Origin of the sequence: Planobispora longispora (assembly GCF_016863135.1) — a bacterium.
Lineage (GTDB): Bacteria > Actinomycetota > Actinomycetes > Streptosporangiales > Streptosporangiaceae > Planobispora > Planobispora longispora.
Genome location: NZ_BOOH01000058.1, coordinates 114161 through 130383 on the forward strand (window position 1 = coordinate 114161; position 16223 = coordinate 130383).

A 16223-nucleotide genomic window follows, 5' to 3' on the forward strand; every position below is an offset into this window, starting at 1 on the left:
CAAGATGGTGGGGTGTCCACCCTGCCTGTCGAGGAGTCCGGTGAGGCTCCACTGCGGCGTCAGCCCACCCAGCGGCGGAGCGCACGGCGCGTCGAGCGGATGCTCGACGCCTGCGCCGACCTGCTGGACGAGATCGGTTACGAGGCGCTGACCACCACGCGGATCGCCGAGCGCGCGGGTGTCGCGATCGGCTCGGTCTACCAGTTCTTCCCGGACAAACGAGCCATCGCGCAGGCCGTGACCCGGCGTCACGTGGAGCGCTTCATCTCCCGGATCGGCGCGCGTTTCCTCGCGGAGGACTACGGCGGCTGGTGGGAGGCGGTCGACGCGATCATCGACGAGTACGTCGAGATGCACAGGACCGTCCCCGGCTTCCGGTCCCTGCACTTCGGCGACGTGGTCGACCTCAACCTGCTCGACGCGGTCTCCGAGAACAACACGGTGATCGCCGGACGGCTGCGCGGCCTGCTCCTGCAGGAGTACGGCCTGGCCGACAGCGAAGAGCTCGACCTGGCCATCATGGTCGCGGTCGAGGCCGGGGACGCCGTGCTGAAACTGGCCTTCCGGCACGACCCGGACGGCGCCCCGCAGGTCGTGGGGGAGGCCAAGCGCCTGATCCGGGGCTACCTGAACCGGCAGTTCGCCAGAGCCTGACCTGCCGGGGTCTCCCCGGACGGGGGCCCGTGCGGGCGTGAACCCCGAACCCCCCGGACGGGGACCCGTGTGGGTGTGAACCCGGCACTCTCCTGGCCGGCGGCTCGCCATGGCATTCCGGGCTCCCGGCGCGCCTTCCGGGTCAGCCCAGGGGGTTCTCGGGGGACCGGTCCGCGGGGTTCTCCGCCAGCGGCCTGGGGACCGGCCCGCCGGACCGCTCGGCCGTCTCCGGCCCCTCCAGCCAGTACCGCCTCTCCCGGACGACCGTGCCCCGCACGGTCTCCCCGATCGGCGAGATGACCTCACCGTCCCCTCCGTGCGTCTTACGCCTGCGCTCGCGGTCCGCCGCCCTGTCCGGTCTCTCCCGGCCCGCGTCCGGCCCGCGGGCCGAGACGGGCGGTTCCTGCGCCCCGTCCGGTTCCCGCTGGGAGCGGGGGACGAGGTCGCACGGCGCCGGGACGGGCGCGGTGATCCACTGCGTCTGCCCGGCGCGCTCCGAATCCCGCAGCCGGTCCTCCAGGGCGGAGAGTCTGCGATAGGTCTCCTCGACGGCGTCCACTCTCGCGGAGAGGTATCCGGCGCCCCCGGGAACGACCACGGCCAGCAGGGCCGCACACGCCAGGGTGAAGGTCCTCTGCTTGGACATTCCCACCGCCGCTCCTCCCCGTGACATCGCTCCACCGGCTTTCACCGGCGGATGCGACCCGCATATGCCCGCTTTCCTCGGAGAACACGCTCAGCGTAGTCAAGTGTGTACATGTGATTGCTTAACCGATACCTGTTATTGGGCGGACGCAGTAGAGCCACGCTCGGTACTCTCGCGGTGTGGCGCATGTGACACGTGAGCACCTCGATCGACTTCTCGAGCGAGCCCTCCTGGCCGACGATCACGAAGACCTCGCCCGGCGGCTGGAAGCGCTGGTCGAGGCATACGTGTCGGGCGATATGCCGCGGGCGGCGATCCTCGTGCTCGCCGCGGAGGCGTGGCGGCAGGCCGGGCAGCCCGCTCGTGCTCTCGATTGCTTCCAGAGGGCGCTGGAGGACGGGACGGAGGTGGGCGTCGATCCCCGGACGGGGATCGCCGACACGCTCTTCGAGTTGGAACAGCCGGGTGAGGCCCATGAGGTGATCAAAGCGATCAAGGCCGACGGCGACGTCTCCCCGGTGACCGCCCTCGCGGTGGCCGAGACGCTCGCCGCCTACGGCGAACCCCACGAGGCCCACGTCTGGGCCACCGAGGGCGCCCGGGCGGCGGCCCCGGGCAGCGGCGAACACGCCGCGCTGCTGCGGGTCCGCTATCTGATCCGGGTGGACCTCGGCCTGCCGGAGGACGAGCTGGACGCACTGCTCGACGTGTCGCACTGACGGGCGCAGACGCGGGCGGCGGGCGCGCCCGGCAGGCCGGGCAGGTCCGGGATGGGCGAGAGCAGCTCCACCCACCTCAGGCCGGGGCGCCCGGGAGCGCCGAAGGGCAGGGCGGGGAAGCCGAGGCCCGCCGCGACACCGCCCGCGTCGGCGACGCTGATGACGGCGGAGGCGCGCGAGAGCCCGGGCAGGCCGGCGGTCCGCGCGAGCCGTTCCATGGCCGGCATCGCGACGCTCTCGACGGGGACGCGCCGCCCGTCGGCGGCGCCGGCGGCCGGGGCGGCCGTCATCCAGCTCACCCCGGCCACCAGCGCCGCGGTCGCGAGCACCCCCCGGACGTTCCGCGATGCGTTCACCGCTACCCCCGTACTTCCAGCGGTCAGACGACTGCTGAAGGTAACAGCGGGACGTCCCCCGGGAGCGGCTTTGACCGGATCCCGGTCAACTCCTTGCCGGAGTTATGGACAGGGCGTCCCTCGCGTCGTCGAGATCCACCACGATCTCGTCGCCGTCCTTGATCTCGCCGGAGAGCACCTTCCTGGCCAGCTGGTCGCCGATCGCCGACTGCACCAGCCTGCGGAGCGGGCGGGCGCCGTACAGGGCGTCGTATCCGGTCAGCGCCAGCCACTCGCGCGCCGCGGGGCACACGGTGAGGGTGAGCCGCCGGTCGGCCAGCCGCCTGGCCAGGTGCGCCACCTGGAGGTCCACGATCCTGGACAGCTCCTCGGTGCCGAGCGCGTCGAACAGGATCACGTCGTCGAGCCGGTTCAGGAACTCCGGCTTGAACCGGCCCCGCACCGCCTCCATCACCGCGTCGCGCTGGGCGTCCTTCTCCAGCTTCGGGTCCACGAGGAACTGGGAGCCGAGGTTGGAGGTGAGGATCAGGAGCGTGTTGCGGAAGTCGACGGTACGGCCCTGCCCGTCGGTGAGCCGCCCGTCGTCCAGGACCTGGAGCAGGATGTCGAAGACCTCGGGGTGGGCCTTCTCCACCTCGTCGAGCAGCACCACGGTGTACGGCCTGCGCCGCACGGCCTCGGTGAGCTGGCCGCCCTCCTCGTAGCCGACGTAGCCGGGCGGGGCGCCGACCAGGCGGGCCACGCTGTGCTTCTCGGAGTACTCGCTCATGTCGATGCGGACCATCGCCCGCTCGTCGTCGAACAGGAAGTCCGCCAGGGCCTTGGCCAGCTCGGTCTTGCCGACGCCGGTGGGGCCGAGGAACAGGAAGCTGCCGGTCGGCCGGTCGGGGTCGGAGATGCCCGCGCGGGCCCGCCGGATCGCGTCGGAGACGGCCTGGACGGCCTCGTGCTGGCCGATCAGGCGCCTGCCGAGCTCCTCCTCCATGCGCAGCAGCTTGGCGGTCTCACCCTCCAGCAGGCGGCCCGCCGGGATGCCGGTCCAGGCCGAGATCACCTCGGCGATGTCGTCGGAGCCGACCTCCTCCTTGACCATGGCCTCCTCCGGCTCGGCGGCGGCGCTGGCCGCGGCCAGCTCGGCCTCGAGCCTGGGCACGTCGCCGTACATCAGCCGGGAGGCGGACTCGAAGTCGCCGTCACGCTGGGCGCGCTCGGCGGCGACGCGGGCCTCGTCGAGCTGCTTCTTCAGATCGCCGACCCGGTTGAGCCCGGCCTTCTCCCGCTCCCAGCGGCCGATCAGGGCGTTGAGCTCCTCCTGGCGGTCGGCGAGCTCCTGGTGGAGCCGCTCCAGGCGCTGGCGGCTGCTCTCGTCGGTCTCCTTGGCGAGGGCGAGCTCCTCCATCTTCATCCGGTCGACGCTCCGCTGGAGCTGGTCGATCTCCACGGGGCGGGAGTCGATCTCCATGCGGAGCCGGGACGCGGCCTCGTCGACCAGGTCGATCGCCTTGTCCGGCAGGAACCGGGAGGTGATGTAGCGGTCGGAGAGCGCGGCGGCGGCGACCAGCGCGCCGTCGGAGATCTGCACCTGGTGGTGCGCCTCGTAGCGGCCCTTGAGGCCGCGCAGGATCGCGATGGTGTCCTCGACGCTGGGCTCGCCCACGTAGACCTGCTGGAAGCGGCGCTCCAGCGCGGGGTCCTTCTCGATGCGCTCGCGGTACTCGTCGAGGGTGGTGGCGCCGATCATCCGCAGCTCGCCCCGGGCCAGCATGGGCTTGAGCATGTTGCCCGCGTCCATCGCGCCCTCGGCCGCGCCCGCGCCGACCATGGTGTGCAGCTCGTCGATGAAGGTGACGACCTGCCCCTCGCTCTCCTTGATCTCGGTGAGCACGGCCTTGAGCCGCTCCTCGAACTCGCCGCGGAACTTCGCGCCGGCGACCATCGCGCTCAGGTCGAGGGAGACCAGGCGCTTGTCCCTCAGGCTGGAGGGCACGTCGCCGGCGATGATCCGCTGGGCCAGGCCCTCCACGACGGCGGTCTTGCCCACGCCGGGCTCGCCGATGAGCACCGGGTTGTTCTTGGTGCGGCGGCTGAGCACCTGGATGACCCGGCGGATCTCCGAGTCGCGGCCGATCACCGGGTCGAGCTTGCCGGAACGGGCCCGCTCGGTCAGGTCGACGCCGTACTTCTCCAGCGCCTTGTAGGTGTCCTCGGGGGTCGCGCTGGTCACCCGCGCGTTGCCCCGGATCTTCTCGAAGGCCTCCAGCAGCGCCTCGGGCCCGGCGCCGTGCGACTTCAGCAGCTGGGAGATCGGGCCGCCGTCGGCGGCGAGCCCGACCATCAGGTGCTCGGTCGAGACGTACTCGTCCTGCAGTTGCCGGGCGCGCTGGGCCGCGGTGTTCATCGCGGTGAGCAGCTGCCGGGAGCTCGACGGGGCGCTCACCGTGGCGCCCTGCGCCTTGGGGAGGGCGGCGAGCTGCTGCTCGGCCTCGGTGCGCACCTGCTTCCAGTCGGCGCCGGCGGCCTGCAGGAGGGGCACGGCGGTGCCGCCGCTCTGAGCGAGCAACGAGGTGAGCAGGTGAGCCGGGGCGACCTCGGGATTGCCCTCGGCGGCCGCGCGCCGGATGGCGGAGGAGATCGCTTCCTGGCTCTTCTGGGTGAGCTTGTAGTCCATCTATATTTGCCTCACTTCGTTCGGCGGCTCGGGGCTGGTAACCGGTGCCTTCCCTCGTCGTGCTCCGTCGCTGCGCTCCCTCGCCCTCCTCAGTCCAGTGCACCGGCGCCCCCTCGCGGCCCTCGTCACGTGCTCGGGACGACCGCGGGATCAGGCCGGTGGCAGCTGGTAGCGGACCAGGGCGCGGATCGTCGCCAGCTCGGCGCGGAGCCGGTGGACCTCCTCGCGCAGCCGCAGCGTCTCGTTCTCCAGCGCCAGGATCCGCTTGATGCCCGCGAGGTTGATGCCCTCCTCCTGGGAGAGCCGCTGGACCTCGCGGAGCATCACGATGTCGCGTGTGGAGTAGAGCCGCCCCCGTCCCGCCGTGCGCCCGGGGCTGACCAGGCCGAGCCGGTCGTACTGGCGCAGGGTCTGCGGGTGCAGCCCGGAGAGCTGGGCGGCCACCGAGATCACGTAGACGGGGGTGTCGTCCGACAGATCGAAGTAGTTGGCGTCCATGGCTACTCGCTTCTGGCCTGCTGTATCAACTCGGCTCGCGGGTCGCCGCCCGCGGTGGCGTCCCGGAAGTCCTCCAGGGCGCCGCGGGCCTTGTCGTCGAGCCGCTGCGGCACCAGGACCTCGACCGTGGCGAGCAGGTCGCCCTTGGTGCCGTCCTTGCGGGGCACGCCGCGGCCCCGCACCCGGAAGGTGCGGCCGTTCGGGGTGCCCTCGGGGATGCGCAGGGTGACCGGCAGTCCCTTGAGGATCGGCACCTTGATCTCGGCGCCGAGCGCCGCCTCGGCGAAGGTGACCGGCACGGTGATCGTCAGGTTCTCGCCGGAGCGGCCGAAGACCGCGTGCGGCTTGACGTGGATCTGGACGTACAGGTCACCCGCGGGACCGCCGTTCTCGCCGGGCGCGCCCTTGCCCTTGAGCCGGATGCGCTGGCCGTCGCCGACCCCGGCCGGGATGCGCGCCTGGATCGTGCGGGTGCTCTTGCCCCGCCCGCTCCCCTCGCACACCGGGCAGGGGTCGTCCACGAGCAGGCCGCGGCCCTTGCAGTCGCGGCACGGCTCGGAGAAGGCGAAGTTCCCCAGGTTGCGGCTGGCCGCGCCGGTGCCCTCGCAGGTCGGGCAGACCCGCGGGGTGGTCCCGGCCTTGGCCCCGGTGCCGGCGCACACCGTGCAGGCCGAGGAACTGGTGAGCCGGAGCGAGACCGTGGCGCCCTCGACCGCCTCGGTGAAGGAGAGCGTGACCTCGGACTCGACGTCCTGGCCGCGCCGCGCCCTGGTGGTCCCGGCGGTACGGCCGGCGCCGGCGCCGCCGCCCCGGTTGAACAGGCCGCCGAAGATGTCGCCGATGCGATCCCCGGCGCCCTGCTGCCCGGTGCCGCCGAACAGGTCGCCCAGGTCGAAGGAGAACCCGCCCGGGCGGGCGCCCCCCGGGGCTCCCGCGTAACCGCCGAGGCCCGATCCGAACAGCGTCCGCGCCTCGTCGTACTCCTTGCGGCGCTTGCCGTCGGACAGGACGTCGTAGGCCTCGGAGACCTCCTTGAACTTGGCCTCGGTCTCCGTGCTGCCCTGGTTGGCGTCCGGGTGGTACTGCCTGGCCAGCTTCCGGTACGCCTTCTTGATCTCATCGGCGGTGGCGGACTTGGGCACACCAAGGACGGCGTAGTAGTCCTTCTCCAGATAGTCCTTGGTGCTCATCTATCTTCCTTTGCCAGGTAGTGGATCAGTTGTCGGCCGGGGTGGACTCGTCTGGCTCGGCGACCGCGACCCTGGCGGGGCGCAGCACTCGCTCGCCGATCCGGTAACCAGACTGCAGGATCTCCACGCAGGTCGGCTCGGTGACGTCGGGCGAGTAGCTGTGCACCAGGGCCTCGTGCACCATCGGGTCGAAGGGCTCGCCCTTGGTGCCGAAGGAGGTCAGACCCAGCTTCGCGAGCGCCGCCTCGAACGACTCTCCCACCTTCGCGAAGCCGCCGGTGAGCTCCCCGTGGTCGCGTGCCCGGCCGATGTCGTCGAGGACCGGCAGCAGCTCGGACACCGCGCCGGCCACCGCCATCTCCTTGACCGCTGCCCGGTCCCGCTCGACCCGCTTGCGGTAGTTGGAGTATTCCGCCTGGAGGCGTTGCAGGTCCGCCGTGCGCTCGGCGAGCTGGGCGGCCAGCTCGACCGAGGCCAGGTCGGCGCCCGCCGCGCCCGCGGAGCTCGCGGAGTCCGCGGCCGCGGCGGCGGGGGAGCCGGGCTGCTCGGCCGTGTCGGCCTGCCCGGGCTCCCCGTTGCCCGTCTCCCGCGCCTTCCCCGTCTCCGGGTCGATCTTGCGGTTGTCGCGGATCACCGGCTCTTCCCCGGAGCCGTTCTCACGCGTGTTCACGCTCGTGCTCCCCTCGGCTTTCCGCGCCGTCACTTGCCTTCTTCGCGCTTCGGCTCGTCGTCCACGATCTCGGCCTCGACCACGTCGTCGTCGGTCTTCTGGCCGTCGCCCTCGGTGGCCCCGGCGCCGGGAGCGCCCGCCCCCGCCTCGGCGCCCTGCTGGGACTGGGCGTAGATGGCCGAGCCCATCTTCTGGCTGACCGTGGCGAGCTTCTCCGCGGCGGCGCGGATCGCGGCCGTGTCGGTGCCCTCCAGCGTCTTCTTCAGCTCGGCGACGGAGTCGTTGACCTCGGTCTTGATGTCGTCCGGGATCTTGTCGCCGCTCTCGGCGACGAACTTCTCGGTCTGGTAGACGAGCGAGTCGGCGTTGTTTCGGGTCTCGGCCTCCTCGCGGCGCCGCTTGTCCTCCTCGGCGTAGGACTCGGCCTCGCGCATCATGCGCTCGATGTCGTCCTTCGGCAGGGCGGAGCCGCCGGTGATGGTCATCGTCTGCTCCTTGCCGGTGCCGAGGTCCTTGGCGGAGACGTTGACGATGCCGTTGGCGTCGATGTCGAAGGTGACCTCGATCTGCGGGATGCCGCGCGGAGCCGGGGCGATGCCGGTCAGCTCGAAGGTGGCCAGCTTCTTGTTGTAGGCCGCGATCTCGCGCTCACCCTGGTAGACCTGGATCTGCACCGACGGCTGGTTGTCCTCGGCCGTGGTGAAGACCTCCGACCGCTTGGTCGGGATCGTGGTGTTGCGCTCGATGATCTTGGTGAAGATGCCGCCCTTGGTCTCGATGCCCAGCGAGAGCGGGGTCACGTCGAGCAGCAGGACGTCCTTGACCTCGCCCTTGAGCACGCCGGCCTGCAGGGCGGCGCCGATGGCGACGACCTCGTCCGGGTTCACGCCCTTGTTGGGCTCCTTGCCGCCGGTCAGCTCCTTGACGAGCTCGGTGACGGCGGGCATGCGGGTCGAGCCGCCGACGAGCACGACGTGCGCGATGTCGGAGACCTTGATGCCGGCGTCCTTGATGACCTGGTTGAACGGGCCCTTGCAGCGCTCGAGCAGGTCGGCGGTGAGCCGCTGGAACTCGGCGCGGGTGAGCTTCTCGTCCAGGTGCAGCGGGCCCTCGGCGGAGGCCGTGATGTAGGGCAGGTTGATGTTGGTCTCGGACTGGCTGGACAGCTCGATCTTGGCCTTCTCCGCCGCCTCGCGCAGACGCTGCAGGGCCATCTTGTCCTTGGACAGGTCCACGCCGTGGGCGTTCTGGAAGCGCTTGGCCAGCTCGTCGACGACGCGCTGGTCCCAGTCGTCGCCGCCGAGGTGGTTGTCACCGCTGGTGGCCTTCACCTCGACGAAGCCGTGGCCGTCCTCCTGGCCGACGTCGAGCAGGGACACGTCGAAGGTGCCGCCGCCGAGGTCGAAGACCAGGATGGTCTGGTCCTGGTCCTTGTCGAGGCCGTAGGCGAGCGCGGCGGCCGTCGGCTCGTTGATGATGCGCAGGACGTTGAGGCCCGCGATCGTGCCGGCTTCCTTGGTGGCCTGGCGCTGGGCGTCGTTGAAGTAGGCCGGAACCGTGATCACGGCGTCGGCGATCTTCTCGCCCAGGTAGGCCTCGGCGTCCTGCTTGAGCTTCTGCAGGACGAAGGCGCTGATCTGCTGGGGGGAGAACTTCTTGCCGTCGATCTCCTGGGACCAGTTGGTGCCCATCTCGCGCTTGACCGAGCGGATGGTCCGGTCGACGTTGGTCACGGCCTGCCGCTTGGCGACCTCGCCGACGAGGACCTCGCCGTTCTTCGCGAAGGCGACCACGGACGGCGTGGTCCGCGACCCCTGCGCGTTGGCGATGACAGTGGGCTCGCCGCCCTCGAGGATCGAGACGACGGAGTTGGTCGTCCCCAGGTCGATACCTACCGCACGTGCCATGAGTACGTCCTTGTGGTCAAAGTTGAGTCTGCCTGACTCATAGTCGGGTGTCTGGACCTTCTTGTCAAACGACTTGAGTCTATCTGGCTCAACTTAAAAGAGCGGCGCTGTGTTCCCCGAATCCCGTTGTATTCCGGGGAACTCGTGTGTTCCCCGGATCCCGCGTGTTCCCCGGATCCCGGAGAACATGAAGCGTCCCGCGAGAGGTCTCGCGGGACGCTTCGGCCGGGGACGGTCGGGCCGTCAGGAGATCGGGGTGTTCATGGCGGTGGCGATCTCGGCGGGGGTCAGGGCGCGGTTGTGGATGCGGACCTCGTCGATGAGGCCGGAGAAGTACTCGCCCCAGACGTTGTTGCCGCCGATGCGCAGGGAGCCGCCGTCGGCGCGGATGGCCCCGGTGACGGCCCGCTGGCCGACCTGGGTGCCGTTGACGTACAGGCGCAGCATGCCGCCGTCGTAGGTGGCGGCCAGATGGCTCCAGGTGCCCTGCGGCAACGCGGAGGTGCCGTCGGCGTTCCAGTCGCCGCTGGTGGACAGATAGGCGGTGGGGACTCCGGCGCTGTCACGGGTGTACAGCGCGTAGGCCAGGCCGCTGGCGTGCTCCTTCAGCATGGCGGTGCCCCAGTCGCTTCCCCCCGCGGCGGGCTTGACCCACGCCTGCATGGTCATGGCGCCGGACAGGCGCAGGGAGGGGGAGTCGGCGACGGTGACCCAGCTGGAGTTGCCGTTGAAGGTCAGGGCCTTGCCGTACTTGCCGGACGTCGACCAGGTGGTGTCGGTGGCCGTGCCGTTGTTGCCCCGGCCGGAGGAGTCGGCCACGGCGCTGCCGGTGCCCTCGTTCATGCCGTAGGCGGCGACCAGGCCCGAATCGGTCGTCGTCGGGGTGTAGGTCGCGGTGTAGGCGGTGGCGTTCGCCGGGGCGATGATGTTGTGGCCGGCGGTGCCGCCGTCCGACCACGAGGCGAAGCCGTACGCCGTGCCGTTGCGGGTCTGCGGGGACGGCGCGGACACGGAGTTGGCGGAGCCCACGATCACCGTGCGGGTGAAGGGAGTGGTCGCCTGCTCGCTGTTGAAGCCCAGCTGCAGCCCGGAGGGCGAACTCTGGAAGGTGAGCTGGACCGTCTTCGGCTGGAGGGTCACGCTCTCGGTGTCGGTCAGGCCCTGGGCGTCCGTGACGGTCAGCCGCAGCTCCAGATGGGACGGGTACTCGTGGTCGGGAGCCGTGAAGCTCCCCGACGTCCCCGTGAACGAGGTGATCTGGTGCTCGTGGCAGGTGCTGGGGCAGTGGTGCATGATCAGCGCCCAGTTCATCCTGGAGCCGGGGATCGTGCCGTCCTGCGGGTCGGTGCCGGCGCCGGAGAAGGAGATCGTCTCGCCGACGGCCCATTTCACGGTGGAGCCGGGGCTGTTGATCGTGGCGGTCGGCGGCGTGTTGCTGACGTTGATCGTGACGGTGGCGTCGTCCTGCCCGCCCCGGCCGTCGCTCACGCGGAGCCGGACGGTGGGGGAGCCCGGCTGGTTGTAGGTCCACGAGGGGGTGGCGGAGGTGGAGTCGTCCAGCGCGCCGTCTCCGTCCAGGTCCCACGCGTAGGTCAGCGGGTCGCCGTCGTCGTCGCTGGACCCCGTGCCGGAGAACTGGACGGTCATCGGCGCGTTGCCGGACGTCGCGCTCGCCCCGATCACCGCGTTCGGCGGGGTGTTGGCGTAGATGTAGCGGACCAGCGCCCCGTTGCTGATGTCGAGCATGAACAGGTCGCCGCCGGGGCCGGTCTCCAGCTCGACCGGGCCGACCGACGAGTCGACGTTCGCGACGGTCGCCGGGTCGGGCAGGCCGTTCGAGCCCCGGGTCATCACCCAGACGCAGGAGCGGCTGTAGTCGGAGAAGAACATCGCCCCGTCGTAGGAGTCGGGATAGGAACCGCCCGGGTAGAAGGCGATCCCGCTCGGGGAGCTGCCGCCGGAGGGGCAGGGGTCGCCGGGGCCGGCGACCTTGTTCGCGTGCAGGTAGGAGAAGTACGGCTGCACGCGCGCGCCCGTCCCCGCTGCGTAGAGGTTCTCGCAGAGGGTCAGGTTGAGGTTGTCGTATCCGGCCTGCCGGTTCGGGCCCTCGTAGCAGGGCCAGCCGAAGTTGGCCACGGGGCCGGTCGGGCTGGTGATCCGGTCGATCTCCTCGTAGGTGTTCCACCCGGTGTCGGCCACCCAGAGCTCGTTGGTGCCGGGCCGGAGGGTGATGCGGAACGGGTTGCGCAGGCCGTAGGCGACGATCCTGGCCCGGTTCGCGTCGGGGTTGCCGGCGTTCGGGTTGCCCGGGGCGGCCGCGCCGGTGTTCGGGTCGATCCGGATGACGGTGCCGTCGAGGCCCGTGGGGTCGGCCGAGGTGCGCATGTCCTGCGAGCGGAGTGCGCCGCCCTCCGCGGAGGGCGGGGTGAGAGCGGTGCCGACCGGCGACGGCGGGTCGCCGCACGGGTTGTCCGGGGTCACGTCGGAGGCGGGCGTGCCGTCCTGGCCGTAGTCGGCGTAGCTGAAGCTCGCGCCGTCGCCGGCGGAGGCGTACAGCATCCCGTCGGAACCGAACTGCAGGTCACCGGTGGAGTGGCTGGGGAACTGCTGGCACCAGTCGGTGATCAGCGGCGTCTCGGTGACCGTGCCCCCCGAGGAGGAGAGGGAGGAGAGCCTGCCGGTGATGAGGCAGCCGTCGTTGGTGGCGCCCGGCGGGGTGGGACACGTGTCCTCGACCCCGTCGGGGTTGGACGGCCACTTGGGCGCCGTCCCGCCGGGCAGCGCGTTGTAGGAGTACAGCACGAAGATCCGGGGGTCGGAGGGGAAGTTCGGGTGCAACGCCATGCCGAGCAGGCCCCGGTCCCAGAAGTTGTGCACCTGCGTGCGCAGGTCGGCGTAGACGGTCGGGGTGGTGTCGGTGAGCGAGTCGAAGACCTTGATGATCCCGCTCTTCTCGGCGATGAACACCCGGCCGTCGGAGGCGAACTCGACGTTGGTGGGCTGGTGGAGCCCGGTGATGACGGACTGCTTGTGGAACCCCGCGGGAAGAGCCTGAGCGGCGGTCGGCGCGAGGATCGACAGACCGGCGGCGATCAGGAGGACGGACAGGACGGCACGCGGAAGCCTCGACATGGAACCCCTCGGACGACAGTGCCCACCCGAGGCGCCCCGATCGCCCGGGAATGATCGATATATCTTGCAATAAATCGATCAAATATCACAGGAACAACAGGAATCGGCTACGGCCACATCAAGATCACCGTACGCCGGCGCCTGTCGTCCCGCCGTCCCGGGCCCGCCCGGCTCCGGAGGGCAGCTCGTCCGCCGGGGGTTCCGCCGGGGGTTCCGGCGGGGGTTCCGCCGGAGTCCGCCGCGCGCCTCGGTCAGCGCTTGGCGCCGTCGACGACCTTCCGGCCGCCCAGGGGCTTCTTGAGCTTGACGGTCGTCACCTTCTGGATGGCGATCTCGATGCAGACGGCGTTCTCGACCTTGCTGCTCGGTCCCTCCCAGAGGGTGACGGTCACCTTCTTGGCCGTCTGCTTCACGGTCACCCGGTCGAGGACGTGGCAGGGCTCCACCCCGGACCACCAGATCACCCGCAGGCTCCGGCCGTCCTTGGCGGGCTTGGCCTTCAGCCAGCGGACCTTCCGGGGGGTGTCGGCGTCGCCCGTCGGCTTGGTCGGCTTCGGGCCGGTGGTGAACTCGTCCCGGGGCGGTGCGGTGTGGCTCACCGGCTGGGACGGCGTGGTCGCCGTCCCGGTGCCGCCGGATCCGGCCGCGGTCGCGGGGCCGGCCGGGGTTCCGGCGCCGGTCCCGCAGCTCATCGTCAGAAGCAGGGCTCCGGTCAGGAGCGGGGGCGCGATCTTACGCATACCCCTATGACGGATCGCCCCCGCGAGCGGTTCAGTGGTCGTTGACACGGATATGGGAGACGCCTAAATTCAACATATGGTGAGTTCTGCGGTCGCCGTACGGGATCTCCGGGTGAGGCGCGGGCGGCGCGAGGTGTTGCACGGAATCTCCTTCGACGTTCCGCGGGGGACGGTCCTGGGGCTGATCGGGCCCAGCGGGTGCGGGAAGACCACGCTGATGCGCTCGATCGTCGGGGTGCAGGTGGTCGGGAGCGGGGACGTCACGGTCCTCGGCGAGCCGGCCGGCAGTCCCGGGCTGCGCGCGAGGGTGGGCTACTCCACGCAGAGCCCGGCCGTCTACGACGATCTGACGGTGGCCGAGAACCTGGCCTACTTCGCCTCGGTGCTCGGCGCGCCGAAGAACGACGTCGGCAGGGTCCTCGGCGAGGTGGGGCTGGAGGCGGAGGCCCGGCAGATCGCCAGGACGCTCTCGGGAGGCCAGCGCAGCCGGGCCAGCCTCGCGGTCGCCCTGCTCGGCGGTCCCGAGCTGCTCGTGCTGGACGAGCCCACGGTCGGCCTCGACCCGGTCCTCCGCAACGAGCTGTGGGACCTGTTCCGCGGGCTCGCGGCGGGACGGGGCGTGACGCTCGTCGTCTCCAGCCACGTCATGGACGAGGCCTCGCGGTGCGACCGCCTGCTCCTGATGCGCGAGGGCGAGATCCTCGCCGACGACTCGCCCGGGGCGCTGCGCGGCCGTACCGGGACGGAGGACCTGGAGGGCGCGTTCCTGCGGCTCATCGCGGAGCGCGAGAAGACGGGAACGGCGCGACGGACATGACCCCTTCCATAACCGCGGCCACGGCGAGGCGCATCCTCACCCAGCTCAGGCACGACCGGCGCACCGTCGCGATGATGGCCCTGGTGCCGACGCTGGTGATGATCCTGCTGTACTACGTGATCGGCGACCAGCGGGCGTTCAACGCCTGGACGCCCGTCCTGCTGTGCGTCTTCCCCTTCCTGGTGATGTTCCTGGTCACCTCGATCGCCACGCTGCGCGAGCGGACGTCGGGCACCCTGGAGCGGCTCATGGCCTCGCCGCTGGGCAAGCTGGACCTGCTGCTGGGGTACGGCCTGGCGTTCGGCCTGATGGCCGCGGTCCAGGTGACGCTGGTGCTGGCGGTCTCGCTGACCTGGCTCGGCTTCGAGCTCGGCGCGCCGGTCTGGCCCCTGGTCGTCGTGGCGCTCGGCAACGCCCTGCTGGGCACCGCCCTCGGCCTGCTGTGCAGCGCCTTCGCCCGGACCGAGTTCCAGGCGGTGCAGTTCATGCCGGTCGTGATGCTCCCGCAGCTCCTGCTCGGCGGGATCTTCGTGCCGCGCGACCAGATGGCCGCGGTGCTGGAGTGGATCTCCAACGCGCTCCCGATGTCCTACGCGATCGAGGCCATGAAGCTGGCGGCGGCGGCCGGGGCCGAGGGCGACTTCTGGCGTGACGTGGCCGTGGTGGCGGGCTCGGCGGTCCTGGCCCTGCTCCTCGGCGCCGCGACCCTGCGCAGGAGGACCCCGTAGGCTGGTCATCCCCACGTCATTCCTAGGCAAGGTGCGTTTGTATGATCGCGATTCTCGGGACCGGCAAGATGGGCGAGGCGCTGCTGTCCGGGCTGCTGCGGGCCGGATTCAAGCCGGGTGACGTGATCGCGACCGCGCGCCGCGCCGAGCGGGCCGAGGCGCTGCGCGAGCGGTACGGCGTGCGGGTGATGTCCAACGCCGAGGCCGCCAAGAGCGCCGAGACGATCATCCTCACGGTCAAGCCGCAGGACATGGCCTCGTTGCTGAAGGAGATCGCCGACCACGTCCCGGAGGACCGGCTGGTGATCTCCGGGGCGGCCGGCATCACGACCTCCTTCGTGGAGTCGCACCTCGCCGGGGACGTCCCGGTGGTGCGGGTGATGTCCAACACGCCGGTGCTGGTGGACGAGGCGATGAGCGTGATCTCCGCGGGCTCCCACGCCTCGGAGGAGCACCTGAAGCGCACCGAGAGCCTGCTGAAGCCGGTCGGCAAGGTGCTGCGCATCCCCGAGTCCCAGCAGGACGCCGCCACCGCGCTGTCCGGCAGCGGTCCGGCCTACTTCTTCTACCTCGTCGAGGCCATGGTGGACGCCGGCATCCTGCTGGGCATGCCGCGCGCGGCCGCCCTCGACATGGTCACCCAGTCGATCGTCGGCGCCGCCATCATGCTCCGCGACTCCGGGGAGCACCCGGTCATCCTCCGCGAGGCCGTGACCTCGCCGGGCGGCACCACCATCGCGGCCATCGCCGAGCTGGAGCGCCACAGCGTGCGCGCGGCCTTCCTGGCGGCCATCGAGGCCGCCCGCGACCGGGGCCGCGAGCTCGCCGCGGGCTGAGCCCGCGGAGCGCCGGTCCCGCCGGCGGGGGAGCGACAGATCGACTGGTTCGGCCGGCCGTAGACTCGCCACCGATGAGGGAGATCATGAACAGGCCGAGGCGGCCCGACCCCGGGGCCGCGGCGTCGGAAGAGCGACCGTTCTTCCTGGTCACCGCGGTGCCGTACACCTTGCTGGCCGCCCTGGTCGTCTTCAGGACAGTGATCGCGGAGCCCTCGGCGGATGACGCGCTGCTCATCGATCTGGGCCTGTGCGGGCTGGCCGCGGCGTGGATGCTCGCCATGTTCACCCTGCGTCCCGGCTGGTGGGACCGGCCACGGATCATGGGGGTGTTCTTCACCGGGCTGCTGGTGATCGCGGCGATCCTGGTGGCGCGTGATCCCGCGTTCGGGTTGTTCACCCCGATCCCCTACATCTACGCCTTCACCCTCCTGCGCTGGCCGTGGCGGCTGCTGGGCGTGGCCGCCGTGGCGGTCGTGGCCGGCGCCGCCCAGTCCTCCGATCTGCCCAGGGAGACCGCTTCCGACCTGATGCTGCCCCTGGCCGTCATCGCCGCCAACGTCGTCCTCATGGGCGGCACCGCCTGGGTGCTCCGGCGCGCCGAGCAGGAGAGGGAGCGGCGCGAGCAGACCCTCGCGGAGCTGAGCCGGACCAACCGGCTG

Annotated in this window: 14 protein-coding genes and 1 pseudogene; 6 read left to right on the forward strand and 9 right to left on the reverse strand. The window is 71.0% G+C overall.

The genetic code is table 11. From position 1 onward, the window contains the following. The first annotated feature begins 12 nt into the window (after positions 1–12). The gene (locus Plo01_RS33950; RefSeq protein ID WP_239317604.1) at positions 13–654 is read left to right on the forward strand and encodes a TetR/AcrR family transcriptional regulator; all 642 of its coding nucleotides are present in this window, start codon (positions 13–15) and stop codon (positions 652–654) included. Between the two features lie 142 nt (positions 655–796). Here the strand turns inward: Plo01_RS33950 and Plo01_RS33955 are convergent, their stop codons facing one another. Then, positions 797–1300 (reverse strand): hypothetical protein, encoded by a 504-nt coding sequence (locus Plo01_RS33955; RefSeq protein WP_203894844.1) that lies wholly within the window; start codon positions 1298–1300, stop codon positions 797–799. Positions 1301–1479: 179 nt separating this feature from the next. Here Plo01_RS33955 and Plo01_RS33960 point away from each other — a divergent pair, with 179 nt between their 5' ends. Then, on the forward strand, positions 1480–2019 hold the full coding sequence (locus Plo01_RS33960) for a tetratricopeptide repeat protein (protein WP_203894845.1): 540 nt from the start codon (positions 1480–1482) through the stop codon (positions 2017–2019). On the opposite strand, the gene Plo01_RS33965 is transcribed toward Plo01_RS33960, so the two are convergent. The 8 genes from Plo01_RS33965 to Plo01_RS34000 all read right to left on the reverse strand — a co-directional run bounded on the left by Plo01_RS33965 (position 1950) and on the right by Plo01_RS34000 (position 13180). Then, positions 1950–2375, reverse strand: a complete 426-nt coding sequence (locus tag Plo01_RS33965; protein ID WP_203894846.1) for a hypothetical protein — start codon at positions 2373–2375, stop codon at positions 1950–1952. The genes Plo01_RS33960 and Plo01_RS33965 overlap by 70 nt on opposite strands. Positions 2376–2460: 85 nt before the next feature. Then, on the reverse strand, positions 2461–5043 hold the full coding sequence (gene clpB / locus Plo01_RS33970) for an ATP-dependent chaperone ClpB (protein ID WP_203894847.1): 2583 nt from the start codon (positions 5041–5043) through the stop codon (positions 2461–2463). 150 nt (positions 5044–5193) lie between these two features. Further along, on the reverse strand, positions 5194–5541 hold the full coding sequence (locus Plo01_RS33975; protein ID WP_203894848.1) for a heat shock protein transcriptional repressor HspR: 348 nt from the start codon (positions 5539–5541) through the stop codon (positions 5194–5196). A gap of 2 nt (positions 5542–5543) precedes the next feature. Next, on the reverse strand, positions 5544–6731 hold the full coding sequence (gene dnaJ, locus Plo01_RS33980; protein WP_203894849.1) for a molecular chaperone DnaJ: 1188 nt from the start codon (positions 6729–6731) through the stop codon (positions 5544–5546). Positions 6732–6756: 25 nt separating this feature from the next. Continuing rightward, positions 6757–7401 carry a nucleotide exchange factor GrpE gene (grpE, locus tag Plo01_RS33985; protein ID WP_239317606.1) on the reverse strand — a complete coding sequence of 215 codons (645 nt, stop codon included), beginning with the start codon at positions 7399–7401 and terminating at the stop codon, positions 6757–6759. 29 nt (positions 7402–7430) lie between these two features. Next, complete coding sequence (gene dnaK / locus Plo01_RS33990; protein ID WP_203894850.1) at positions 7431–9308, reverse strand: molecular chaperone DnaK; 1878 nt, start codon at positions 9306–9308, stop codon at positions 7431–7433. A 243-nt stretch (positions 9309–9551) separates the two neighbouring features. Then, positions 9552–12440, reverse strand: a complete 2889-nt coding sequence (locus tag Plo01_RS33995; protein ID WP_203894851.1) for a LamG-like jellyroll fold domain-containing protein — start codon at positions 12438–12440, stop codon at positions 9552–9554. A 251-nt stretch (positions 12441–12691) separates the two neighbouring features. After that, entirely contained in the window at positions 12692–13180 is a 489-nt protein-coding gene (locus Plo01_RS34000) for a hypothetical protein (RefSeq protein ID WP_203894852.1), read from the reverse strand. A gap of 76 nt (positions 13181–13256) precedes the next feature. Between Plo01_RS34000 and Plo01_RS34005 the strand changes: the two genes are divergently transcribed. The 4 genes and pseudogenes from Plo01_RS34005 to Plo01_RS34020 form a co-directional block, all read left to right on the forward strand. Beyond that, entirely contained in the window at positions 13257–13997 is a 741-nt protein-coding gene (locus Plo01_RS34005; protein ID WP_203894853.1) for an ABC transporter ATP-binding protein, read from the forward strand. Further along, complete coding sequence (locus Plo01_RS34010) at positions 13994–14725, forward strand: ABC transporter permease (RefSeq protein WP_203894854.1); 732 nt, start codon at positions 13994–13996, stop codon at positions 14723–14725. Before Plo01_RS34005 ends, Plo01_RS34010 begins: the two co-directional genes overlap by 4 nt. A 41-nt stretch (positions 14726–14766) precedes the next feature. After that, positions 14767–15561, forward strand: coding sequence for a pyrroline-5-carboxylate reductase (gene proC / locus Plo01_RS34015; RefSeq protein ID WP_203894855.1), 795 nt, complete (start codon positions 14767–14769; stop codon positions 15559–15561). An 86-nt stretch (positions 15562–15647) separates the two neighbouring features. Next, positions 15648–16223: pseudogene (locus Plo01_RS34020) on the forward strand (sensor histidine kinase); the annotation flags it as partial.